This window comes from Dyella humi (assembly GCF_044904605.1).
In the GTDB taxonomy this organism is placed as follows: Bacteria; Pseudomonadota; Gammaproteobacteria; order Xanthomonadales; family Rhodanobacteraceae; genus Dyella_B; species Dyella_B humi.
In genome coordinates this window covers 628,431-648,645 of the sequence record NZ_JADIKI010000022.1, presented here as the reverse complement: position 1 = coordinate 648,645, position 20,215 = coordinate 628,431, and the positions used below count along the sequence as shown (strand labels likewise).

Genomic DNA, 20,215 nt, shown 5'->3' with positions numbered 1-20,215 from the left:
GTTAAAAATTCCGCGATCACGCGACTCAGCAGCGTATGCACACCGACTGAAGATGCCACGAGCGCATGGCCTATCGATTCGAATGGAGTCATGAGAACGCGCCGACGAATGCGACGGGCGCCACTCTGTCACGACCAAATATATTGATCAATCTTGATTGAAAGGATCAATATATCTCCTATGCGCACCGACTACCTCGCCGCCCAGGATGCTGCCAACAGGCTCGGCGTAAGCCTCGCCACGCTCTACGCATACGTCAGCCGTGGCCGCGTCGATTCCCGTCCCGGTCCGGACGGCCGGACGCGGGAATACAGCGCCAGCGACATCGAGCAATTGATTGAACGCAGGCAGGCTGGACGTGGCGCTGCGCAAGGTGCCGCGCACAGCCTAGCCTGGGGTCTGCCGGTGATGGAAACGCGCATCTCGCTGATTCGCTCGCACGGCCATTACTACCGCGGCGAATCCGCCATCGCGCTGGCGAAGGGTGGCGCCACGCTGGAAGAAACGGCGCGGCTGCTGTGGGATTGCGGCGAACACGATCCGTTCGTTGCCGGGCTGCCGGATCATTGGCCGAAAGCGGTCGCGCTGCTTTTGCAACAATCCAACGTACCGCCATTGGAAAGAACCACCGCCGCGTTGCCGCTGCTTGCGCTCGATGCAACGCACGCGCACAGCACCGATCCGCTTCATCGCCGTCACGACGCGGCCCTGCTGTTGCGCGAAACGGCTGCTTTGCTCTGCGCCGCACCGCCGAGCACACAACCGATTCACCGTGTGATGGTGACGAGCTGGCGCACGGGCGAACTCGGCCTGTCCGAGCTGGTGCGCTGCGCGCTGGTGCTGTGCGCGGATCACGAACTCAACGCATCCTCGTTCGCCACACGCGTCGCCGCATCGACCGGAGCCAGCCTGCATGCCACCGTGTGCGCAGGACTGGCGACGCTGTCCGGCCCGCATCACGGCGGTGCCGCCGCGCGCGCTCACGCATTCATCCAGGACATGTTGCGCGAACGCAAACCGATCGACCGCGTGCGTGAGCGCCTCCGTCGCGGCGAAGCATTGCCCGGCTTCGGGCATCCGCTCTATCCCGAAGGCGATCCGCGCGCGATGGTCTTGCTGGACGCAATGCGCGCCACGCGCCCGCGTCCTGCCAAGTTGTCTGCCATCGAACGACTGATCGAAACCGTGCAGACGCAATGCGGTCGCCGCCCCAATCTCGACTTGGCTCTCGCGGCCATTGCATCGGGTTACGAATTGAGCGCCGACATCGCCTTGGCGATATTCGCCGCCGGGCGCATGGCCGGCTGGCTGGCGCATGCATTGGAACAACAGGAAAGCGGAAGTTTGATCAGGCCACGCGCCAGTTACGTCGGCCGCATGCCTCAGCGCGATGGCTGAGTGCGTTGCTTGCAGTTGGCAAAGTCCTCTACCGAAAACGCACAGCCTACGATGCGTCTGCCGCATTGAATTTAACCAATGCATCTAACCCAGACGCGCGCTTTCTCAGGCAACAAAAAAGCCCTGAAAGAATCAGGGCTTTTTGCGAACTGGCGGAGAGAGAGGGATTCGAACCCTCGATAAGGCTTTTGACCCTATACTCCCTTAGCAGGGGAGCCCCTTCGGCCTCTCGGGCATCTCTCCATATTTTGTTCCCCGCGCGACATCACAGGAAGTCCACGGGAGCCGGAAAGGATACCGGCCGATGCCCGTAAGGTAAAGGGGGAATCAATGTCCGCCCGACTCGCCTGTGGCGCCGCCGTTTTCGCTTTCGCCTTTGATGCGCTGGTAGATTTCTTCGCGATGAACGGCCACGTTCTTGGGCGCATTGATGCCAATGCGAACCTGGTTGCCTTTTACGCCGAGAACGGTAACGGTCACCTCGTCGCCGATCATCAGGGTTTCACCGACCCTGCGGGTCAGAATCAACATAGCTGTTACTCCATTTAGTGCTTGTGGTCACAGGCCATCTGCATGTTGTTGCCTCACCCCTGAGCACAATCACATACAGTTCTGACGTTAGCGTCCGTCAAAGGCCTACCGCCTTCCCCGGCTCCAAAAACCAAGATGCCTTGAGAGCATCTCGCCACTTACAGCGCCACCGCAACCAGCGACACCAGTATCTGATCGATACTAGCCGAGCCCTGGCGCTGGGTGCAATCTACACAGATTCTTGACACGAGGTCCATACGCGGCGCATCAACCTGTCAGCTGTTTACCGATCCATGTCACTGTACCGGTCAAAATGTCAGGCAATTGTGGTTTATCTACGCCGCCGCCTTGCGCCATGTCAGGCCGGCCGCCGCCTTTTCCATCGATCTGACCCGCCACGTGCGCGACTACTTCGCCGGCCTTGATGCGACCGTTTGCCTTACCGTTCACACCGGCCACCAGTGAAACGCGTCCATCCACGGCGCCGGCCAGCAGCACCACGCAATCGTTAAGTTGTTGCTTGAGCTGATCGACGCCATCGCGCAGCGCCTTCGCGTCCAACCCTTCCAGGCGCGCCGCCACCACCTTGATGCCAGCGATGTCCTGCGCCGATTGGGCAAGATCACCCGTCATCGAGCCAGCGGCCTTAGCACGAAGTGATTCCAGTTCGCGTTCGAGCTTTTTCTGACGGTCGAGCAGTTGCCGCAGCTTTTCGGTGACGTCATTACCACTGGTGGAAAGCAATTGCGACAGCTCGCCCAGACGACGCTCTTCCTCGGCGACGTAGGCCAGTGCGCCGGTTCCCGTCACCGCCTCGATGCGGCGCACGCCGGACGCCACGCCGGATTCGCCGACGATCTTGAACAGCCCGATATCACCGGTGCGGCCCACGTGCGTGCCGCCGCACAGCTCGGTGGAGAACTCGCCCATCTTCAGCACGCGCACTTCGTCGCCGTATTTCTCGCCGAACAGCGCCATGGCGCCATACGCGATCGCATCGTCGTAAGCCATGTGGCGCACTTCAGCTTCCACGTTGCGACGCACTTCGGCGTTCACCAACGCCTCGACACGGTCCAGTTCCTCGCGCGTTACCGGCTTGAAGTGGGAGAAGTCGAAACGCAGGCGATCGGGCGCCACCAGCGAGCCCTTCTGCGTGACGTGCGTACCCAGCACCTTGCGCAGCGCCGCGTGCAACAGATGCGTGGCGGAGTGATTGAGCACGGTGGCCTGACGGCGCGAGGCGTCGACCATGACATCCACCACGTCGCCCGTGCGCAGCGGTTGTGCGCCATGCCAGCGGCCTGCATGCCCGAAGAACACGCCGCCCATCTTGATGGTGTCGCTCACCTCGAAACGGCCCACGCCGTTCGTGAGCGTGCCGGTGTCGCCTACCTGGCCGCCGGACTCGGCATAGAACGGGGTCTGGTCGAGGATCACCAAGCCCTCCTCGCCTTCCGTCAGTTGCCCGACCTGCTTGCCGCCCTGCACGATGCCGACCACTTTGCTGGCGTGGCTGGCGAGGGTTTCGTAACCCAGGAAGGCGGTGGGCGCGAGCTGGCTGGCCAGCTCCGCCGGCATCAGGCCCTTGGCTTCGAAACGGCTGGCGGCGCGCGCGCGTTCGCGCTGCTGTTCCATCGACTGCTCGAAGCCGGCCATGTCCACGCTCAGGCCGCGCTCGCGGGCGATGTCGGCGGTGAGGTCGACGGGGAAGCCGTAGGTGTCGTACAGGCGGAAGGCGTCCTCGCCGGGGATCGTCTTGCCAGATTTAGCGGCGATCTCGTCGAACAGGCGCATGCCGTGCTCCAGCGTTTCGCCAAAGCGTTGCTCCTCGATGCGCAGCGCGTCTTCCACAAAGGATTGCTTGGCGGCGAGTTCCGGATAGGCCGCGCCCATCTCCTCGACCAGCGGCTGCACCATCTTCCAGAAGAAATCGCCGCGCACGCCGAGCATCCAGCCATGGCGTAGCGCGCGGCGGATGATCCGGCGCAGCACATAGCCGCGGCCTTCGTTGGAGGGAAGCACACCGTCTACGATCAGGAAAGAACAGGCGCGGATGTGATCGGCGATCACGCGCAGGGACTTGTTGCCGAGGTCCTGCGTTTTGGTGAGTTGCGCGGCCACCTTGATCAGGTGTTCGAACAGATCGATCTCGTAATTGGAATGCACGTGCTGCAACACGGCGGCGAGGCGCTCCAGGCCCATGCCAGTATCTACGCACGGCGCCGGCAGCGGCGACAGCGTGCCATCCGGCGCGCGGTCGAACTGCATGAACACCAAGTTCCAGATTTCGATGTAGCGATCGCCGTCTTCATCGGGCGAACCCGGAGGACCGCCGGCGACGTCCGGACCATGGTCGTAGAAAATTTCAGAGCACGGGCCGCAGGGGCCGGTGTCGGCCATCTGCCAGAAATTGTCGGAGGCGAACGGCGCGCCCTTGTTGTCGCCGATGCGTACGATGCGTTCGGCTGGCACACCGATTTCCTTGTGCCAGATGTCGTAGGCCTCGTCGTCGGTGTGATAGACGGTGACCCACAACTTGTCCGCCGACAATTTCAAGACGCCAGTCAGCAATTCCCATGCATAACGGATGGCATCACGCTTGAAGTAATCGCCAAATGACCAGTTGCCCAGCATCTCGAAGAAGGTGTGATGGCGCGCGGTGTAGCCCACCGAATCCAGGTCGTTGTGCTTGCCGCCAGCACGCAGGCAACGCTGCACGTCGGCCACGCGCGCGTAGGGCAGCTTCTCGCTGCCGAGAAACACGTTCTTGAATTGCACCATGCCCGAGTTGGTGAACAGCAAGGTCGGGTCGTTGGCCGGCACCAGCGAGCTGGACGGCACGATGGTGTGATCCTTGGTACGGAAGTAATCGAGAAAAGCGGAGCGGATGTCAGCGGTTTTCATGAGGGTCGAAAGTCAAGACGGAAAGGACGTCAAGCGGCGACAGACACTACCGTCCCTCTGCCAGCCCAAGGGCCTCAAGGGGTTTCGTCGGCAGCATCGTCCACATCGGCGTGAGCAACATTCCGTACTGTGGCGGCGGGAAAGCCACGACGCAAGAGGAATTGCGCCCGACGTGCGCGTTCGGCGGAGTCCGTCGTACCCGCCGCGCCATAACGGCGGCGTAGCTGCGCGGCGGCGGATTCGACCCAATCGATGTCGGCGGCATCGAGCAGGCTGCGGATACGTGCATCGGACAAGCCATGGCTTTTCAGCTCCGCGCGCAGGCGCATGGGGCCATAACCCTGCCCCGCGCGGTTGCGGATGAGGGCTTCGGCGAAGCGGTCGTCGTCCTGATAGTGCTGTTCGCCGAGACGGTCGAGTGCTTCGCCGGCTTCGTCGCGGGCGTAACCGCTGCGATCCAATTTTTGACGGAGTTCACGGCGAGAATGTTCACGACGCGCGAGCAAGCCCAGGGCTTTATTGTAGGCGCTGGGCTTGGGCCTTTCCGTGGTTTTGTCGCCGGGTTTGCGTTTCATGATGCGCAAGACTACCTAAGCCGTCATTCCGGCGCAGATAGATCAAAACACCTTGTAGACCTGCCCCGTCTGCGCCCCTTCCACGCTGCGGCTGAACGCCAGTGCCGCACGTGCCGCGCTGACCGGTTCGAAGCCACGAAAGAACGGCGCATACGACGGCATCGCTTCGGTCAACACGTTGGGGCTAACCACGTTGATGCGCAGGCCGCGTGGCAGTTCGATGGCTGCGGCGCGCACGAAGGCTTCCACCGCACCGTTGACCAGGCTGGCGGAACTGCCCGCCACGATCGGCTGCTCGGAAAGAATGCCGGTGGTGAGCGTAATCGAACCGCCGTCGCGCAAGTAATCGCGCGCGGCCAGGGCAAGATTCACCTGCCCCAGCAACTTGTCGGAAATCCCAAGCGTATGCAGCGATTCACCGTAGGACGCGGGCTTGAATTCCGCCAACGGCGCGAACGTGACCTTGCCGGCGGCGCTGATCACGGCATCCAACTCGCCCGCCTGTTTCAGAGCGCTTTGAATGCTTGCGACATCGGTCAGATCGATGCGAATGCTGCCGGAGTTACGTCCGGCAGCGATCACTTCATGGCGCTGGCTGAGCTCTGTTCCCACCGCACGCCCCAGCGTGCCCGAGGCGCCAACGAGAAGAATCCGCAAACGTCGTTCGCTCATGCTCAGGCTTCTTCCATGGCCTCTTCGGAAGCAGCCGGCGCGCTACCACTGCCACCTACCAGCAGGCGCGCACGCAGTTCACGATCGATCTCATCGGCGATCTTCGGATTGTCGCGCAGGAACTGGCGCACGTTCTCCTTGCCCTGGCCGATGCGATCGCCCTTGTAGCTGTACCAGGCGCCGGATTTATCGATCAGGTTCTGCGCGACACCCAGTTCGATGATCTCGCCTTCGCGCGAGGTGCCCTCGCCATAGAGAATCTCGAACTCGGCCTGGCGGAACGGTGGCGCCACCTTGTTCTTCACCACCTTCACGCGCGTTTCCGAGCCGATCACTTCCTCGCCCTTCTTCACCGCGCCGATGCGGCGGATGTCCAGGCGCACGGAGGCATAGAACTTCAGCGCATTGCCGCCGGTGGTAGTTTCGGGGCTGCCGAACATCACGCCAATCTTCATGCGAATCTGGTTGATGAAGATCACCAGGCAGTTGGACTTCTTGATGTTGGCGGTGAGCTTGCGCAGTGCCTGGCTCATCAGGCGGGCATGCAGGCCCACGTGGGAATCACCCATTTCGCCTTCGATTTCGGCCTTGGGCGTAAGCGCGGCCACGGAGTCCACCACCACGATGTCCACCGCGCCGGAGCGCACCAGCATGTCGGCAATTTCCAGCGCCTGTTCGCCGGTGTCCGGCTGGGAGACGAGCAGGTCATCCACGTTCACGCCCAGCTTTTGCGCGTAGCTGGGATCGAGCGCGTGCTCGGCGTCGACGAAGGCCGCGGTGCCGCCATTCTTCTGGCAGTTGGCGATCACCTGCAGGGTGAGCGTAGTTTTACCGGAGGATTCCGGGCCGTAGATCTCGACCACGCGACCGCGCGGCAGGCCGCCGACGCCCAGTGCGATGTCCAGACCCAGCGAACCGGTGGAAACGGTTTCGATGTTGTCGTCGGTACGGTCGCCCAGGCGCATCACCGCGCCCTTGCCGAATTGCTTCTCGATCTGGCCGAGGGCCGATGCGAGCGCTTTGCGCTTGTTGTCATCCATCGTCTTGGTTCCGGTCGTGTTCGTAGTCATGGCGGTCATGATGCCCGGTCTTGGTCTCACGGGCTGGGATGCAGGCTCTTGAGTATCCCACAATGGTCAAGACGGAAAACTGGTCAATTTCTGCTCAATCCGTCAGTGTCTTGAGCACGCCTTCGAGCGCCGCCGCCACCGTCTGCCGCCGCACCGCTTCACGGTCGCCCGTGAAGTGGAACAGTTGGGCACATGCTGCGCCGCCGCGCCGCTGCCAGCCAATCCACACCGTGCCAACTGGCTTCTCCGGCGTACCACCAGTGGGTCCGGCGATGCCGGTAACTGCCACTGCAACGCCGGCGTTCAAGCGGATCAGCGCGCCGGACGCCATTTCCAATGCCGTTTCCTCGCTCACCGCGCCGGTGCGTTCGAGCGTCTCCCTGCGTACGCCCAGCAATGACATCTTCGCTTCATTGCTGTAGCTCACTACGCCCGCTTCGAACCAGGCGGAGCTGCCCGACAGATCCGTCAGCGTCTTGGCGATCCAGCCGCCGGTGCAGGATTCGGCGGCGGATAGCATTAGCTTGTGCTGCTGCATCGCGGTGGCAACGCGTGCGGCCAGTACTGCCAGTTCGGCATCAGTAGGAACGGACGATGACTCCATGCGAAACTCCGCGTCTTGCAAATTCTTCGTTGTACTCGACTCATCTCAAGACGCCAAGACTCGACCGCATGAATCAGGACGAACTTTCGCTGCACACCCCTTTGATGCGCCAATACCTCGCTGCCAAGGCCGCGCATCCGGATGTGCTGTTGTTCTTCCGTATGGGCGATTTCTACGAGCTGTTCTACGACGATGCACGCAAGGCGGCTCGCCTAATGGACATCACGCTCACGCAACGTGGACAGTCGGCAGGACAGCCGATTCCGATGGCAGGTGTGCCGTATCACGCGGTGGAAAACTACCTGGCCAAGTTGGTGCGGCTGGGCGAATCGGTAGCGATTTGCGAGCAGATCGGCGATCCAGCGCTGGCGAAAGGACCGGTGGAACGCAAGGTCGTGCGCATCGTCACGCCGGGCACGGTGACAGATGCCGCGCTGCTGGAAGAGCGTCGCGACAATCTTCTGCTGGCGATTGCCGCAGGCGCGCACGGCAGCTACGGCCTGGCGTGGGTGGATCTTTCCAGCGGACGTTTTCTGCTGAGCGAAGTGCCGAATGCCGAAGCGCTCGCCGCGGAACTGGCGCGCCTGCAGCCAGCGGAAACGCTGGTTGGCGAAGACGTGGCGTGGCCGAAATTGGTCAGCGCCCTGCCCGGCTTGCGCAAACGGCCGCCGTGGCATTTCGACAGCGATGCCGCGCGGCGCGAACTCAATCGCTTCTTCGGCACGCGCGATCTTTCCGGTTTCGGCATCGACAACTTGCCGCTGGCCATCGCTGCCGCCGGCTGCCTGCTCGGTTACGTGGAAGAAACGCAGAAGAGCGCGTTGCCGCATCTTTCTGGCATGGCAGTGGAAAGCGCCAGCGAGACGATTGCATTGGATGCCGCCACGCGCCGCAATCTGGAACTGGATACGCATCCGAGCGGACGCGTCGAACACACCTTGCTCGGCGTGCTGGACGAAACGGTAACGCCGATGGGCGCACGCCTGATGCGCCGCTGGCTCAATCGTCCGTTGCGCTCGCGCGACGTGCTGAGGCGCCGGCACCAGGCTATTGGCGCATTGATCGAAACGCGTCGCTACGAGGCGTTGCGCGAACAGTTGCATGGTATCGGCGATCTGGAACGCATTCTTGCGCGCGTGGCGCTTCGCTCCGCTCGTCCACGTGATCTCTCCACGCTGCGCGACGGCCTGGCTGCCGCGCCAGTCTTGCGCGAATCCATCGCGGCGCTCGATAGCCCGCTCCTGCACGCGCTGGTCGGCGACATCGGCGATCACGCCCCCACCGCCGAACTCTTGAAGCGCGCCGTCGTGGAACAGCCACCTGTATTGCTGCGCGACGGCGGCATCATCGGCGATGGTTATGACGCGGAGTTGGATGAACTGCGCCGTCTCGCCACGCACGCCGATCAATACCTGGTGGAACTGGAAGAACGCGAGAAAGCCGCCAGCGGCATTCCCACGCTCAAGGTGGGCTACAACCGCGTACATGGCTACTACATCGAAATCAGCAAGGCGCAATCGGAGAAGGCGCCCACGCACTACACCCGCCGGCAAACTACCAAGAACGCCGAGCGCTACATCACCGAAGAACTGAAAACCTTCGAGGACAAGGTGCTTTCCGCCAAGGAACGCTCGCTGATGCGCGAACGCGCCTTGTACGAAGCGCTACTGGATACGCTGATCGAGCAATTGGAGCCGCTCAAGCAAGCTGCATCCGCCATGGCGGCGCTCGATGTGCTGTGCACGCTGGCCGAACGCGCCGAAGCGCTGGACTGGAATGCACCGGAACTCAGCGATGAGCCCAGCATCCTGATCGAGCGCGGCCGTCATCCCGTCGTTGAAAAAGTACGCGACGAGCCGTTCGAACCGAACGATCTGGTGCTGGACGACAATCGCCGCATGCTGGTGATCACCGGCCCGAACATGGGTGGTAAATCCACCTATATGCGGCAAAACGCGTTGATCGTGTTGCTCGCGCACATCGGCAGTTACGTGCCTGCGTCACGCGCGATGATCGGCCCCATCGACCGCATCTTCACGCGCATCGGCGCAGGCGATGATCTTTCGCGCGGCCAATCCACCTTCATGGTGGAAATGAGCGAAACGGCCAACATCCTGCACAACGCCACGCCGCAAAGCCTGGTGCTGATGGACGAAGTCGGACGCGGCACCAGTACCTACGATGGCCTGGCGCTCGCCCGCGCAGCGGCGGTGCATTTGGCCGCCGCCAGCAAGGCTTACACGCTGTTCGCTACGCATTACTTCGAACTGACGGAACTTGCCGCCGAGTATCCATCCATCGCCAACGTACATCTGGATGCGGTCGAATACGGCGAGCAACTGGTGTTCATGCATGCGGTGAAAGAAGGCCCGGCCAACCGCAGCTTCGGCTTGCAAGTCGCCGCATTGGCCGGCTTGCCGAAATCGGTGATCGCCGACGCGCGCAGGACGCTGGCCGAGTTGGAGCGTGGGATGCACCTGCAAGCCTCGACAGCTGTGCCCAAGGCAGATCATTCGCCGCAGCTGGGCTTGTTCGCCCCACCGGCGCCCTCGGAGGCGGAACGCGCGCTGGAGGCAGTTGACCCCGATGCCTTGACGCCACGCGAGGCGCTGGAAGTGCTGTATCGCTTAAAGGCGTTGCTTTAAGGCGACCTTGCCAATGGGCAGCAGGTTGGGGTTTGGTTACGCCTCACCCCAACCTACGCCGCTGTCTCGCTATGAAGACGAGTGAACGCTCAAGCTGCTTTTGATACTGGCGCTGGGAATGGATCGCGCCACGCCGGAATGTCCATCATGCGCTCGTGCCAGCGCGCGATATGGGCGAATCCTTCCAACGGTAAATGCGATTCCTTCGCCCATGGCAGCAAGACGCCGACGCCGAAATCCGCAATGCTCAGGCTGTCGCCGACGAGATAGCTGCGGTCGGCCAGATGCGCATTGAGCACAGCGGCAAAACGCGTGTAGAACTTGCTGGCCTCTTCCACCGCAGCCGGATTCGGTTCGCCCAGGCCCAGGAACGGCTTAATACGGTTCTCGAAGTACAAAGTGCCGCCATGTCGGGAGAAATGAGCGATATCCCAAGACAGCCAGCGCAACACTTCCACTTGTTGGGCCGGTTCGCGCGGCCACAGGTCCGAGCCGGCCTTTACCGCTAGATGCGCCATGATCGCCGTGCTTTCCCACAAGCGCAGGTCGCCGTCCACTAGCAACGGCACCTTGCCATTGGGATTCAGGGCAAGAAAGTCTGGCTTGGACTGTTCACCCTTGCCCAGGTCGACCCGGATGTATTCCACCGGCGAACCCAGATACTTCGCTAGGGCGCAGGCTTTGCGCGGATTCATCGTCTCTGCGTAGTACAGCTTCATTGTCGATCTCCTTGCCAAGGGGGTGCCGGGAGTGTGGCAAGAAACAACATATGTTCAAGAACATATTCAGGGCCGGGAGTAGGCTTACTGCGTCATCATCCACGCACCCGTCACGGCCATGCCCTACACCACCGAGCACAAGCAGAAAACGCGAGCGCGCATCGTCGAGTGCGCGCGCGAACTGTTCAACCGCCGCGGTTTTAGCGAGGTATCGATCGACGAAATCATGCAACACGCGGGGCTTACCCGTGGCGGCTTTTACAACCACTTCCAGACCAAGGAAGAACTATTTGCCGAAGCGATCATGGCCTATCAGCACTTCAACCCGGCGCAACGCTGGGAAGGCATGGCGTTCGATGGCGTGGACTGCCAAGGTGCCCAGGCCCGCAACATGGTGAACGCCTACCTTTCGGATGCGCATCTGAAAGACATCGAAGGCCAATGCCCGATGATCGCCCTGCCCTCCGATGCCGCGCGCGCCAGCCCACGGGTAAAGCAGGCTTATTGCGCCCTGCTGGAACACATGATCGGCATGCTCGGGGAAGGCATCGCAATGCCGGACGACACCGACAGGCGGCAACGCGGCGTCGCCGTCGCTGCGCTTTGCGTGGGCGCCATGGTCCTCTCGCGCACGATCGACAATGACGATTTCCGCAACGAGATCCGGGATGCCGCGCGCGCCATTGCGCTGGAATTGGTCGGTTGAGCGCATGCGGTGGACTCGGCACTCATAGCCTGCAGCTATCGCCAACATCAAAACAATCGACTTCTATCAGTCATCTCGCCTGCGTAAAGTCGGAACCGAGCCAGCCAACGCCAGCCAATGTTTGCGCCGACTAAGGAACACGAGATGAGAGCAAATCTGCCCGACGTTCTCCGTGTCTTCTGGCACCTCATTGCACACAAGCTGGACAGCCTGACGACAGTCCTACATGACCCGGTGTTGACGCATCGTTGAACATCATTAACTGAAACCCTTCATTTGTCGGCACTCTGATGCAGCACTGGGCCGAGATAGCTGGGCGCAAACGACCAAAGGAAGTGCATACATGTCAACCGAATCGAAGTGCCCCTTCAATCACGCCGCAAGCGGCGGCCCGACCAACCGGGACTGGTGGCCCAACCAGCTGAATCTGAAGATCTTGCACCAGCATTCCTCCCTGTCCGATCCCATGGACAGCGGCTTCAACTACGCCGAAGCGTTCAAGAGCCTCGACCTGGATGCCCTGAAGAAGGATCTCCACGCGTTGATGACCGACTCGCAGGACTGGTGGCCGGCGGACTTCGGTCACTACGGCCCGTTGTTCATTCGCATGGCCTGGCATAGTGCAGGCACGTATCGCACCGGTGACGGTCGCGGAGGCGCCGGCGCCGGCCAGCAGCGCTTCGCCCCCCTCAACAGTTGGCCCGACAACGTCAACCTGGACAAGGCACGTCGACTGCTCTGGCCGATCAAACAGAAGTATGGCCGGAACATTTCCTGGGCCGACCTCATGATTCTTACCGGCAACGTCGCGCTGGAATCGATGGGGTTCAAGACTTTCGGTTTCGGCGGCGGCCGTGAGGATGTCTGGGAGCCTGAAGAAGATGTCTACTGGGGCTCCGAAACCACCTGGCTCGGCGGCGATAAGCGCTACACCGGTGAGCGGGATCTCGAAAATCCGCTTGGTGCCGTGCAAATGGGCCTGATCTACGTAAATCCCGAAGGTCCGGAAGGCAATCCTGATCCGCTCGCGGCCGCCAAGGACATTCGCGAGACCTTCGGTCGCATGGCCATGAATGACGAGGAAACCGTCGCCTTGATCGCGGGCGGTCACACCTTCGGCAAAACCCATGGCGCCGGCCCCGCAACGCATGTAGGCCCCGAACCGGAAGCAGCCGGTATCGAGAATCAGGGGCTGGGATGGAAGAGCAGCTTTGGCACCGGCAAAGGTGACGACGCCATCGGCAGCGGTTTGGAAGTCACCTGGACCAGCACGCCGACGAAGTGGAGCAACAACTTCTTTTGGAATCTCTTCGGCTATGAGTGGGAGCTGACGAAGAGCCCGGCGGGCGCGCATCAATGGACGCCGAAGGGCGGCGCCGGCGTTAGCACGGTGCCGGATGCACACGATCGCTCGAAGCGCCATGCGCCCTCCATGCTGACCACTGACCTCGCGCTGCGTGTCGATCCGGCGTACGAAAAAATTTCCAGGCGCTTCATGGAAAATCCGGATGAGTTCGCCGACGCGTTCGCACGTGCGTGGTTCAAGCTCACGCACCGCGACATGGGACCGCGCGCACGCTATCTCGGTGCGGAAGTGCCGGCCGAAGAGCTGATCTGGCAAGACCCCATTCCCGCAGTCGACCACACCCTGATCGGCGAACAGGATGTTGCAGCCCTCAAAGGCAAGATCCTGGCTTCGGGCCTTTCGGTTTCGCAATTGGTGTCCACCGCCTGGGCGTCGGCGTCCACGTTCCGCGGCTCAGACAAGCGTGGCGGTGCAAACGGCGCGCGTATTCGCCTCGCCCCGCAGAAGGATTGGGAGGTGAACCAGCCAGAGCAACTGGCCAATGTGCTGAAGACGCTCGAAGGCATCCAGCATGCGTTCAACAGCGCTCAGTCTGGTGGTAAGAAAGTCTCGCTCGCCGACCTGATCGTTCTGGCCGGTTGCGCAGGTGTCGAACAGGCCGCGAAAAATGCCGGCATATCGGTAACGGTGCCCTTCACCCCGGGACGGATGGATGCCTCGCACGAACAAACCGACGTGGAATCCTTCGCCGTGCTCGAACCGATCGCCGACGGCTTCCGCAATTACCTCAAAGGCAAGTACACCGTACCGGCAGAGGTACTGCTGATCGACAAGGCACAATTGCTCACGCTGACCGCGCCGGAAATGACGGTACTGATAGGCGGCATGCGCGTCCTGGATACCAACGTCGGACACACCAAGCACGGCGTTTTCACCCAGCGGCCGGGTGCATTGACCAACGACTTCTTCCTCAACCTGCTCGATATGGGCACGACGTGGAAAGCAGTCTCCGACGCACAGGATGTGTTCGAAGGGCACGACAGCAAAACGGGCGAATTGAAGTGGACTGGCACGCGTGCCGACCTCGTCTTCGGTTCGAACTCGCAGCTTCGTGCTTTGGCGGAAGTCTATGGAAGTTCGGACGCGCAGGAAAAGTTCGTCCGTGACTTCGTGGCGGCCTGGAACAAGGTGATGAACCTCGATCGCTTCGAGCTCGCGTAAACCAAAAAACGGAAGTAAAAAAAGCGCCGCAGCATCCTCTGCTGCGGCGCTTCCGTCTGAAGTCAGGCGGCTCGCGGTGGGTATGGGTGGATTTATGCAGCCATGCCGGAGAGCGTGCTGCGAATTTCCTCGTAAGAGATAGCTGCCTCAGTGGCAACCACCGGCACCGGTACGCGTGCAGGAATGCGCTCCGCCCGAACCAGTTGATCGATGGCGCGCTGTACGTCGCGCTGGCCAAAAGGCTTCTTGATGAAATCGTCGGCACCGAAGCGCTGCACGTAGAACTGCTCGGTAGCCTGCTGGTTACCACTGATCATCACGATCGGAATGTGCTGGGTAAGCGGATCGTGGCGCAGCGCGCGCAATACTGCGAACCCGTTGATGCCCGGCAGTACGATGTCTAGAAAAATCAGTTCCGGCTGTTCGGTCTTGGCCAGTTCGATCGCGCTTTCGCCATCGACCGCCTTCTGCACCGCATAACCTTCCAAGCCGAGCATCTTGCCGAGCACTGCGCGAATGGTCGGCGAATCGTCGACCACCAATGTACGCATGCCTGATGCCGCCTGCAGCAACTTGGTCGGTTGCATGGCCTCCGACGCGTGGCCACCCAACAGCCGCTTGAAGAAATCGATCCCGCTCATCTGTTCCCCCTTAAATCCCAGGTTCGCGGCAACCTCTCCTGGGTTACCTGCTTTTGGGATGATATTCACGCAGTTCCAGATGGATTTCTGAGATGTGCTGCTCAGGGAAAATCCTTAAGCCGTCGCAATTCTCGACGTTGCTGCTTGTTTGGGCGTGTCGGAGGGTGGTTGAGGCCTGCTCCGCTCAAGCGACGCTGCTCTCGCGCCTGCTCGCGCGCCAGGCGGCTGGCCTCGGTTTCGCTATAGAGCGCTTGCGCCACATTGGCAGGACCGCGTTGCTCCGAAAGCGCCAGGATTTCCAGCTCCAGGCGCTCCTCGCCGCGGGTCAATCGCACGCTATCGCCCACATGCAGCACCTTGGAAGGCTTGCAGCCGGCGCCGTTCACCGTGACCTTGCCGCCATCGATCGCCTGCTTGGCCAGGCTGCGTGTCTTGTACATGCGGGCGGCCCATAGCCAGACATCGGCGCGTACTTCGGTGAGGGGTTCGTGGGTTGCATGTTTCATCGTGGCATTATCGGCGTGTGGCCAAGCGAATGCAGGCTAAGTGGGAACGCCGCCACGCTGATGCAAGCCGACGAATGCTGTGCGTGGAGGAGTCCGCATGCTGCTTTATCTGCTGGATCTGATCGGGGTGGCCGTCTTTGCTGTCAGCGGCGTGCTGGTCGCGGCGGCTTCCGGCATGGATTTGCTCGGTGGCGTGGCCTTGGCGGCGCTGACCGCTATCGGCGGCGGCACCTTGCGCGATGTGCTGCTCAACCGGCATCCCATCTTCTGGGTACGCGATGCTCGCTACTTGCTGGTGATCCTGCTCGCCGCCGCATTGACCATGCTCTACATCACGTTCTTTCCGCCACCCGGGAATGGCTTGCTGATCGCCGACGCCCTAGGCCTGGCGCTGTTCGCGATCAGCGGTGCGCAGGTCGCCGAGGTGGCTGGATTATCCCCGTTGATCGTAGTGCTGATGGGCACCATGACCGGCACGGCCGGAGGCGTGCTGCGCGACGTGATGGCTGCGCGCGTGCCGTTGATTCTTCGGCAGGACCTTTATGCCACCGCGGCGATCGCGGGGATCGTGGTGTATCTGATTTTGCAAAAGGCGGGTGCGCCGCGCAGCGTGGCCGTGATCGCGGGCGTGGTGGTGATTCTTCTTATGCGCTTGCTGGCTGTGGTGGGCGGCATGCATTTACCTCGATTGCATTTGCTGCCTGGATAGCCCCTCTCCCTTTTGGAAGAGGGGCATCCGACGGCATCAACCAAGCAGCACGCGATTCAAGCGCTGCACGAACGCTGCTGGGTCCGGCAACTGCGCACCAGCTGCAATCTCCGCCTGCTCGAGTAGCAGATTGGCAAGATCTTTTGCCTTGCCTTCGTCACTCTCCGTTTCCACACGCTTGAGCAGCGCATGCTGCGGATTGATCTCCAGCGTGGGCTTGCTGGCGGGCATGTCGTGGCCTGCATCGCGCATCAGACGCGCCAGATGCGGCGCCATTTCGTAGTCGGACAGCGCCAGGCATGAGGGCGAATCGGTGAGGCGCGCGGACACCTTCACTTCGGAAACGCGATCGCCCAGCAGATCCTTGAGCTTCTTCAGCAACGGCTCGGCAGCCTTGCTTGCCTCTTCCTGCTGCTTCTTCGCCTCTTCGTCCAGCGGGAATTCGCCCTTGGCGACGTTGCGCAGTTTCTTGTCGCTGTATTCGTTCAAGCTGCCCAGCATCCATTCGTCGATGCGGTCGGACATCAGCAACACCTCGATGTCCTTAGCCTTGAACGCTTCCAGTTGCGGACTGCCCGCGGCAGCGGCGTGGCTGTCGGCGGTGATGTACCAGATGGTGTCCTGGCCGACCGGCATGCGCGCGATGTAATCGTCCAGCGACACGCTCTGCGCGCTGCCCTCACCCTTGGTGGAAGCAAAGCGCAGCAGCTTGGCGATGCGCTCGCGGTTGGCATGATCTTCCACGATGCCTTCCTTGAGCGTATTGCCGAAGGCCTTGTAGAAGGTCTGGAACTTCTCCGGCTCATCCTTGGCGAGTTTTTCGATCAGATCCAGCACGCGTTTCACGCAGGCGGACTTGATGCGCTCGAGCTGCCGATTCTGCTGCAGGATCTCGCGGCTCACATTGAGCGGCAGATCGTCCGCATCGACCACGCCGCGCACAAAGCGCAGGTAGTTCGGCAGCAGTTCTTCGGCCGCGTCCATGATGAAGACACGCTTGATGTAGAGCTTCAGTCCCTTGCGCTCATCGCGCCCGCCCATCATCAGCTCGAACGGCGGTTGCGAGGGAAGATAAAGCAGCGTGATGTAGCTCTGGTTGCCCTCGACGCGGTTGTGCGTCCACGTCATCGCGTCGTTGAAATCATGCCCCAGCGACTTGTAGAAGCTTTGATATTCCTCGTCGCTGATCTCGTTCTTGGGCTTGGTCCACAGCGCGGAAGCGGCGTTGACGGTTTCCCATTCGTCGCTGGGTTTGCCGTCCTTCTCCTGCGGCATGCGGATCGGGAACGCCACATGGTCGGAGTAGCGCGTGATCAGCGAGCGCAATTCCCAACGCTTGAGGAACTCATCCTCGTCGGCCTTCAGGTGCAACACGATCGCAGTGCCGCGCTCGGGCAGTTCGACCTGTTCCAGCAAGTATTCGCCCTTACCGTCGCTTTCCCACTTCACACCTTCGCTGGCCGGCAGGCCGGCGCGGCGGCTGAGCACGGTGACCTTGTCCGCCACCACGAAGGCCGAGTAGAACCCGACGCCGAACTGCCCGATCAGGCGCGCATCGCTCTTCTGTTCGGTGCTCATCGCTTCCAGGAAGCGGCGCGTGCCGGAGCTGGCGATGGTGCCGATGTTGGCGACGATCTCGTCGCGGCTCATGCCCACACCGTTGTCGCGTACGGTGATAGTGCGCTGGTCGGGATCCCAGCTCACGTCGATATGCAGCTCGGCATCGCCCGTGAGCAGCTCGGGCTTGGCGATGGACTCGAACCGCAGCTTGTCGCAGGCGTCCGAGGCGTTGGAAATCAGCTCGCGCAGGAAAATTTCCTTGTGCGAGTACAGCGAGTGCGTGACCAGGTGCAAGACCTGGGCGACTTCGGCTTCGAATTTGCGGGTTTCGGCTGTAATAGTCATGGTGTCGTCAAAGGTTTGCAGGCAACAAGAAAAGGATTCTTAAACCCCTCCGCTTAAGAGGAAGGGACGAGGGTGAGGACAAGGCTTGCCCCAGACTTCAACAAGGCCACGCTCCAAACCTCACCCTTTCGCGAGGTTGGCCCCACCCCACCCTCTCCCCAAAAAGGGAGAGGGGAAAACCAGCGGCATTACATCTGCTTTTGCAGCGCAGCGATACGTTCTTCCAGCGGCGGATGACTCATGAACAGGCGCTGCAGACCTTGCGCCAGCGGGCCGGAAATGCCGAAGGCAGCCATTGTCTTGGGCAAGGTGCTTTCGCCATGGTTGAGCTGCAGCCGCTGCAGCGCGGAGATCATCGCACCGCGTCCGGCAAGCTTGGCGCCCGCGGCATCGGCGCGGAATTCACGCCAGCGCGAGAACGCCATCACGATCATCGAGGCGAACAGGCCGAACACCAGCTGCAGCACCATGACCGATACGAAATAACCGATGCCGGAGCCCCCGCGATTGTCACGTCCACCGGAAAGCCAGCTGTCCACCAGACGACCGACGATGCGCGCGGCCACGATCACCAGCGTGTTGAGCACGCCCTGGATTAGCGTGAGCGTGACCATGTCGCCATTGGCAACGTGACCGATCTCGTGACCGAGCACGGCGGCGACCTGTTCGCGATCCATCTGCTGCAACAGACCCGAGCTCACCGCCACCAGCGCGTGGTTCTTACTCATGCCGGTGGCGAAGGCGTTCATTTCTGGCGCGTCGTAGACCGCTACCTCGGGCATGCCGATGCCGGCGTTCTGTGCGTGACGGTGCACGGTGTCAACCAGCCAGCGTTCGCCCTCGTTTTGCGGCTGCTCGATCACGCGCGCGCCGGTGGTCATCTTGGCCATCCACTTGGACATGGCCAGCGAGATGAAGGCGCCGCCCATGCCAAAGATCGCGGCAAAGATAAGCAGCCCACCCATGCCACCGTAACCGTGCATGGCTGCCCACTGGTCGACGCCGAACAGGCGGCAAACGAAGCTCAGCAACAGCAGGACGGCGATGTTGGTTAGAAGAAAAAGTGCGATGCGGCGCATAGTCGTCCTTAAAAGTTCGCTCCGAAGGGGAAGATGGTAATCCGACCGCAGAGATTCGGGTGAAATGCCCGCTTTTCAAGAGTTAAGCGCGCGTATCTCGCCCCACGCCAGCATTCCAGTCAGCTTACGTAGAATGAGGCAATGAGCTATCGCGGACGCTTCGCCCCCTCTCCCACCGGTCTCCTGCATGCCGGCTCCCTGGCCGCCGCCGTGGGAAGCTGGCTATGTGCGCGCCATGCAGGCGGTCGCTGGCTGGTGCGGATGGAAGACATCGACCCGCCGCGCGAAGTACCGGGTTCGGCGGAGGCCATCCTCGCCGCCCTGCCTGCGTTCGGGCTGGTGGCGGACGAGCCCGTCATTTATCAATCATCCCGCATCGCCGCCTACGACGCGGCCTTCGAACAACTGCGACGGGATGGATGGGTGTTCCCATGTTGGTGCAGCCGCAGCGAACTGGCCGCGGCGAGCGGCATCCATCGCGACGGGCGCTGCGTCGCCTCGCCCGATCCCCAGCGCTCGCCGGCCTGGCGCATCCGTATGCCGGACGAAACCATCACGTTCGTCGATGCGTTGCAGGGGCCGCAGCAGCAAGCGTTGCGGGAATGCGTGGGCGATTTCGTGATCCGCCGCGTCGAAGGTTTCTATTCCTACCAACTCGCCTGCGTGGTGGACGATGCCTGGCAAGGCATCACCCAGGTGGTGCGCGGCAGCGACCTACTGGACTCCACCCCGCGACAGATCTGGCTGCAACGCTGCCTGGGTTTGCCGACCCCGCGTTACCTGCATCTGCCGCTGGTGCTGGACAGCCAAGGCCGCAAATTGTCGAAGTCCGAACGCGCACGGGAAGTGGATCCATCCGACCCCATGCCCAGCCTGCACCGTGCACTCGCATTTTTGGGCATTACGTCAGATGAAACGGCCGTCCATCCGTCCGAACTGCTGGAGGCTGCACTCATGCAGTTCGATCCGCATCATTTGACGCAATGCAGCGACCATCGTGCCGCTTAACCTTGTATAACGAACC

17 protein-coding genes and 1 tRNA gene are annotated in these 20,215 nt (G+C 61.7%); 6 read left to right on the top strand and 12 right to left on the bottom strand.

Annotated elements, in window-relative coordinates; genetic code table 11:
* The first annotated feature begins 180 nt into the window (after positions 1-180).
* The gene (locus ISP18_RS07955; protein ID WP_380009139.1) at positions 181-1,398 is read left to right on the top strand and encodes a citrate synthase family protein; all 1,218 of its coding nucleotides are present in this window, start codon (positions 181-183) and stop codon (positions 1,396-1,398) included.
* A 150-nt stretch (positions 1,399-1,548) separates the two neighbouring features.
* Here ISP18_RS07955 and ISP18_RS07950 read toward each other — a convergent pair.
* From ISP18_RS07950 to ISP18_RS07920, 7 genes are all read right to left on the bottom strand, one after another.
* Positions 1,549-1,641, bottom strand: a tRNA-Ser gene (locus ISP18_RS07950).
* A gap of 84 nt (positions 1,642-1,725) precedes the next feature.
* Positions 1,726-1,929 (bottom strand): carbon storage regulator CsrA, encoded by a 204-nt coding sequence (gene csrA / locus ISP18_RS07945; protein ID WP_192675612.1) that lies wholly within the window; start codon positions 1,927-1,929, stop codon positions 1,726-1,728.
* Between the two features lie 267 nt (positions 1,930-2,196).
* Positions 2,197-4,833, bottom strand: a complete 2,637-nt coding sequence (alaS, locus tag ISP18_RS07940; RefSeq protein WP_380009135.1) for an alanine--tRNA ligase — start codon at positions 4,831-4,833, stop codon at positions 2,197-2,199.
* A gap of 74 nt (positions 4,834-4,907) precedes the next feature.
* On the bottom strand, positions 4,908-5,408 hold the full coding sequence (locus tag ISP18_RS07935) for a regulatory protein RecX (RefSeq protein ID WP_380009132.1): 501 nt from the start codon (positions 5,406-5,408) through the stop codon (positions 4,908-4,910).
* A 42-nt stretch (positions 5,409-5,450) separates the two neighbouring features.
* A complete protein-coding gene (locus ISP18_RS07930) occupies positions 5,451-6,065 on the bottom strand; it encodes a short chain dehydrogenase (protein WP_380010976.1) in 615 nt (204 codons plus the stop codon).
* 17 nt (positions 6,066-6,082) lie between these two features.
* Complete coding sequence (gene recA / locus ISP18_RS07925; RefSeq protein WP_380010973.1) at positions 6,083-7,120, bottom strand: recombinase RecA; 1,038 nt, start codon at positions 7,118-7,120, stop codon at positions 6,083-6,085.
* A gap of 124 nt (positions 7,121-7,244) precedes the next feature.
* Entirely contained in the window at positions 7,245-7,754 is a 510-nt protein-coding gene (locus ISP18_RS07920) for a CinA family protein (protein ID WP_380009129.1), read from the bottom strand.
* 68 nt (positions 7,755-7,822) lie between these two features.
* Here ISP18_RS07920 and mutS point away from each other — a divergent pair, with 68 nt between their 5' ends.
* Positions 7,823-10,399, top strand: a complete 2,577-nt coding sequence (gene mutS / locus ISP18_RS07915; protein ID WP_380009126.1) for a DNA mismatch repair protein MutS — start codon at positions 7,823-7,825, stop codon at positions 10,397-10,399.
* 89 nt (positions 10,400-10,488) lie between these two features.
* Here the strand turns inward: mutS and ISP18_RS07910 are convergent, their stop codons facing one another.
* Entirely contained in the window at positions 10,489-11,118 is a 630-nt protein-coding gene (locus tag ISP18_RS07910; protein ID WP_380009123.1) for a glutathione S-transferase family protein, read from the bottom strand.
* Positions 11,119-11,236: 118 nt separating this feature from the next.
* Between ISP18_RS07910 and ISP18_RS07905 the strand changes: the two genes are divergently transcribed.
* Together ISP18_RS07905 and katG are read left to right on the top strand one after the other, a co-directional pair.
* The gene (locus ISP18_RS07905) at positions 11,237-11,824 is read left to right on the top strand and encodes a TetR/AcrR family transcriptional regulator (protein WP_380009120.1); all 588 of its coding nucleotides are present in this window, start codon (positions 11,237-11,239) and stop codon (positions 11,822-11,824) included.
* 343 nt (positions 11,825-12,167) lie between these two features.
* The gene (gene katG / locus ISP18_RS07900; protein WP_380009117.1) at positions 12,168-14,351 is read left to right on the top strand and encodes a catalase/peroxidase HPI; all 2,184 of its coding nucleotides are present in this window, start codon (positions 12,168-12,170) and stop codon (positions 14,349-14,351) included.
* Positions 14,352-14,443: 92 nt separating this feature from the next.
* On the opposite strand, the gene ISP18_RS07895 is transcribed toward katG, so the two are convergent.
* Positions 14,444-14,992, bottom strand: coding sequence for a response regulator (locus ISP18_RS07895; protein WP_380009114.1), 549 nt, complete (start codon positions 14,990-14,992; stop codon positions 14,444-14,446).
* Between the two features lie 101 nt (positions 14,993-15,093).
* Complete coding sequence (locus ISP18_RS07890) at positions 15,094-15,498, bottom strand: RNA-binding S4 domain-containing protein (protein WP_380009111.1); 405 nt, start codon at positions 15,496-15,498, stop codon at positions 15,094-15,096.
* A 97-nt stretch (positions 15,499-15,595) separates the two neighbouring features.
* On the opposite strand from ISP18_RS07890, the gene ISP18_RS07885 reads away from it, so the two are divergent.
* Positions 15,596-16,207 carry a trimeric intracellular cation channel family protein gene (locus tag ISP18_RS07885; protein ID WP_380009108.1) on the top strand — a complete coding sequence of 204 codons (612 nt, stop codon included), beginning with the start codon at positions 15,596-15,598 and terminating at the stop codon, positions 16,205-16,207.
* A gap of 36 nt (positions 16,208-16,243) precedes the next feature.
* Here ISP18_RS07885 and htpG read toward each other — a convergent pair whose 3' ends face one another.
* A complete protein-coding gene (htpG, locus tag ISP18_RS07880; RefSeq protein WP_380009105.1) occupies positions 16,244-18,112 on the bottom strand; it encodes a molecular chaperone HtpG in 1,869 nt (622 codons plus the stop codon).
* 188 nt (positions 18,113-18,300) lie between these two features.
* Positions 18,301-19,191 carry a protease HtpX gene (gene htpX / locus ISP18_RS07875; protein ID WP_380009102.1) on the bottom strand — a complete coding sequence of 297 codons (891 nt, stop codon included), beginning with the start codon at positions 19,189-19,191 and terminating at the stop codon, positions 18,301-18,303.
* Between the two features lie 141 nt (positions 19,192-19,332).
* On the opposite strand from htpX, the gene gluQRS reads away from it, so the two are divergent.
* Positions 19,333-20,199, top strand: a complete 867-nt coding sequence (gene gluQRS / locus ISP18_RS07870; RefSeq protein ID WP_380009099.1) for a tRNA glutamyl-Q(34) synthetase GluQRS — start codon at positions 19,333-19,335, stop codon at positions 20,197-20,199.
* The last annotated feature ends 16 nt before the right edge of the window (positions 20,200-20,215 follow it).

Excerpts from the sequence above, each read along its gene's own strand:
- ISP18_RS07955 (WP_380009139.1), top strand. The coding sequence starts at position 181 with ATGCGCACCGACTACCTCGCCGCCCAGGATGCTGCCAACAGGCTCGGC.
- csrA (WP_192675612.1), bottom strand. The coding sequence starts at position 1,929 with ATGTTGATTCTGACCCGCAGGGTCGGTGAAACCCTGATGATCGGCGAC.
- alaS (WP_380009135.1), bottom strand. The coding sequence starts at position 4,833 with ATGAAAACCGCTGACATCCGCTCCGCTTTTCTCGATTACTTCCGTACC.
- ISP18_RS07935 (WP_380009132.1), bottom strand. The coding sequence starts at position 5,408 with ATGAAACGCAAACCCGGCGACAAAACCACGGAAAGGCCCAAGCCCAGC.
- recA (WP_380010973.1), bottom strand. The coding sequence starts at position 7,120 with ATGGATGACAACAAGCGCAAAGCGCTCGCATCGGCCCTCGGCCAGATC.
- ISP18_RS07920 (WP_380009129.1), bottom strand. The coding sequence starts at position 7,754 with ATGGAGTCATCGTCCGTTCCTACTGATGCCGAACTGGCAGTACTGGCC.
- mutS (WP_380009126.1), top strand. The coding sequence starts at position 7,823 with ATGAATCAGGACGAACTTTCGCTGCACACCCCTTTGATGCGCCAATAC.
- ISP18_RS07910 (WP_380009123.1), bottom strand. The coding sequence starts at position 11,118 with ATGAAGCTGTACTACGCAGAGACGATGAATCCGCGCAAAGCCTGCGCC.
- ISP18_RS07905 (WP_380009120.1), top strand. The coding sequence starts at position 11,237 with ATGCCCTACACCACCGAGCACAAGCAGAAAACGCGAGCGCGCATCGTC.
- katG (WP_380009117.1), top strand. The coding sequence starts at position 12,168 with ATGTCAACCGAATCGAAGTGCCCCTTCAATCACGCCGCAAGCGGCGGC.
- ISP18_RS07895 (WP_380009114.1), bottom strand. The coding sequence starts at position 14,992 with ATGAGCGGGATCGATTTCTTCAAGCGGCTGTTGGGTGGCCACGCGTCG.
- ISP18_RS07890 (WP_380009111.1), bottom strand. The coding sequence starts at position 15,498 with ATGAAACATGCAACCCACGAACCCCTCACCGAAGTACGCGCCGATGTC.
- ISP18_RS07885 (WP_380009108.1), top strand. The coding sequence starts at position 15,596 with ATGCTGCTTTATCTGCTGGATCTGATCGGGGTGGCCGTCTTTGCTGTC.
- htpG (WP_380009105.1), bottom strand. The coding sequence starts at position 18,112 with ATGACTATTACAGCCGAAACCCGCAAATTCGAAGCCGAAGTCGCCCAG.
- htpX (WP_380009102.1), bottom strand. The coding sequence starts at position 19,191 with ATGCGCCGCATCGCACTTTTTCTTCTAACCAACATCGCCGTCCTGCTG.
- gluQRS (WP_380009099.1), top strand. The coding sequence starts at position 19,333 with ATGAGCTATCGCGGACGCTTCGCCCCCTCTCCCACCGGTCTCCTGCAT.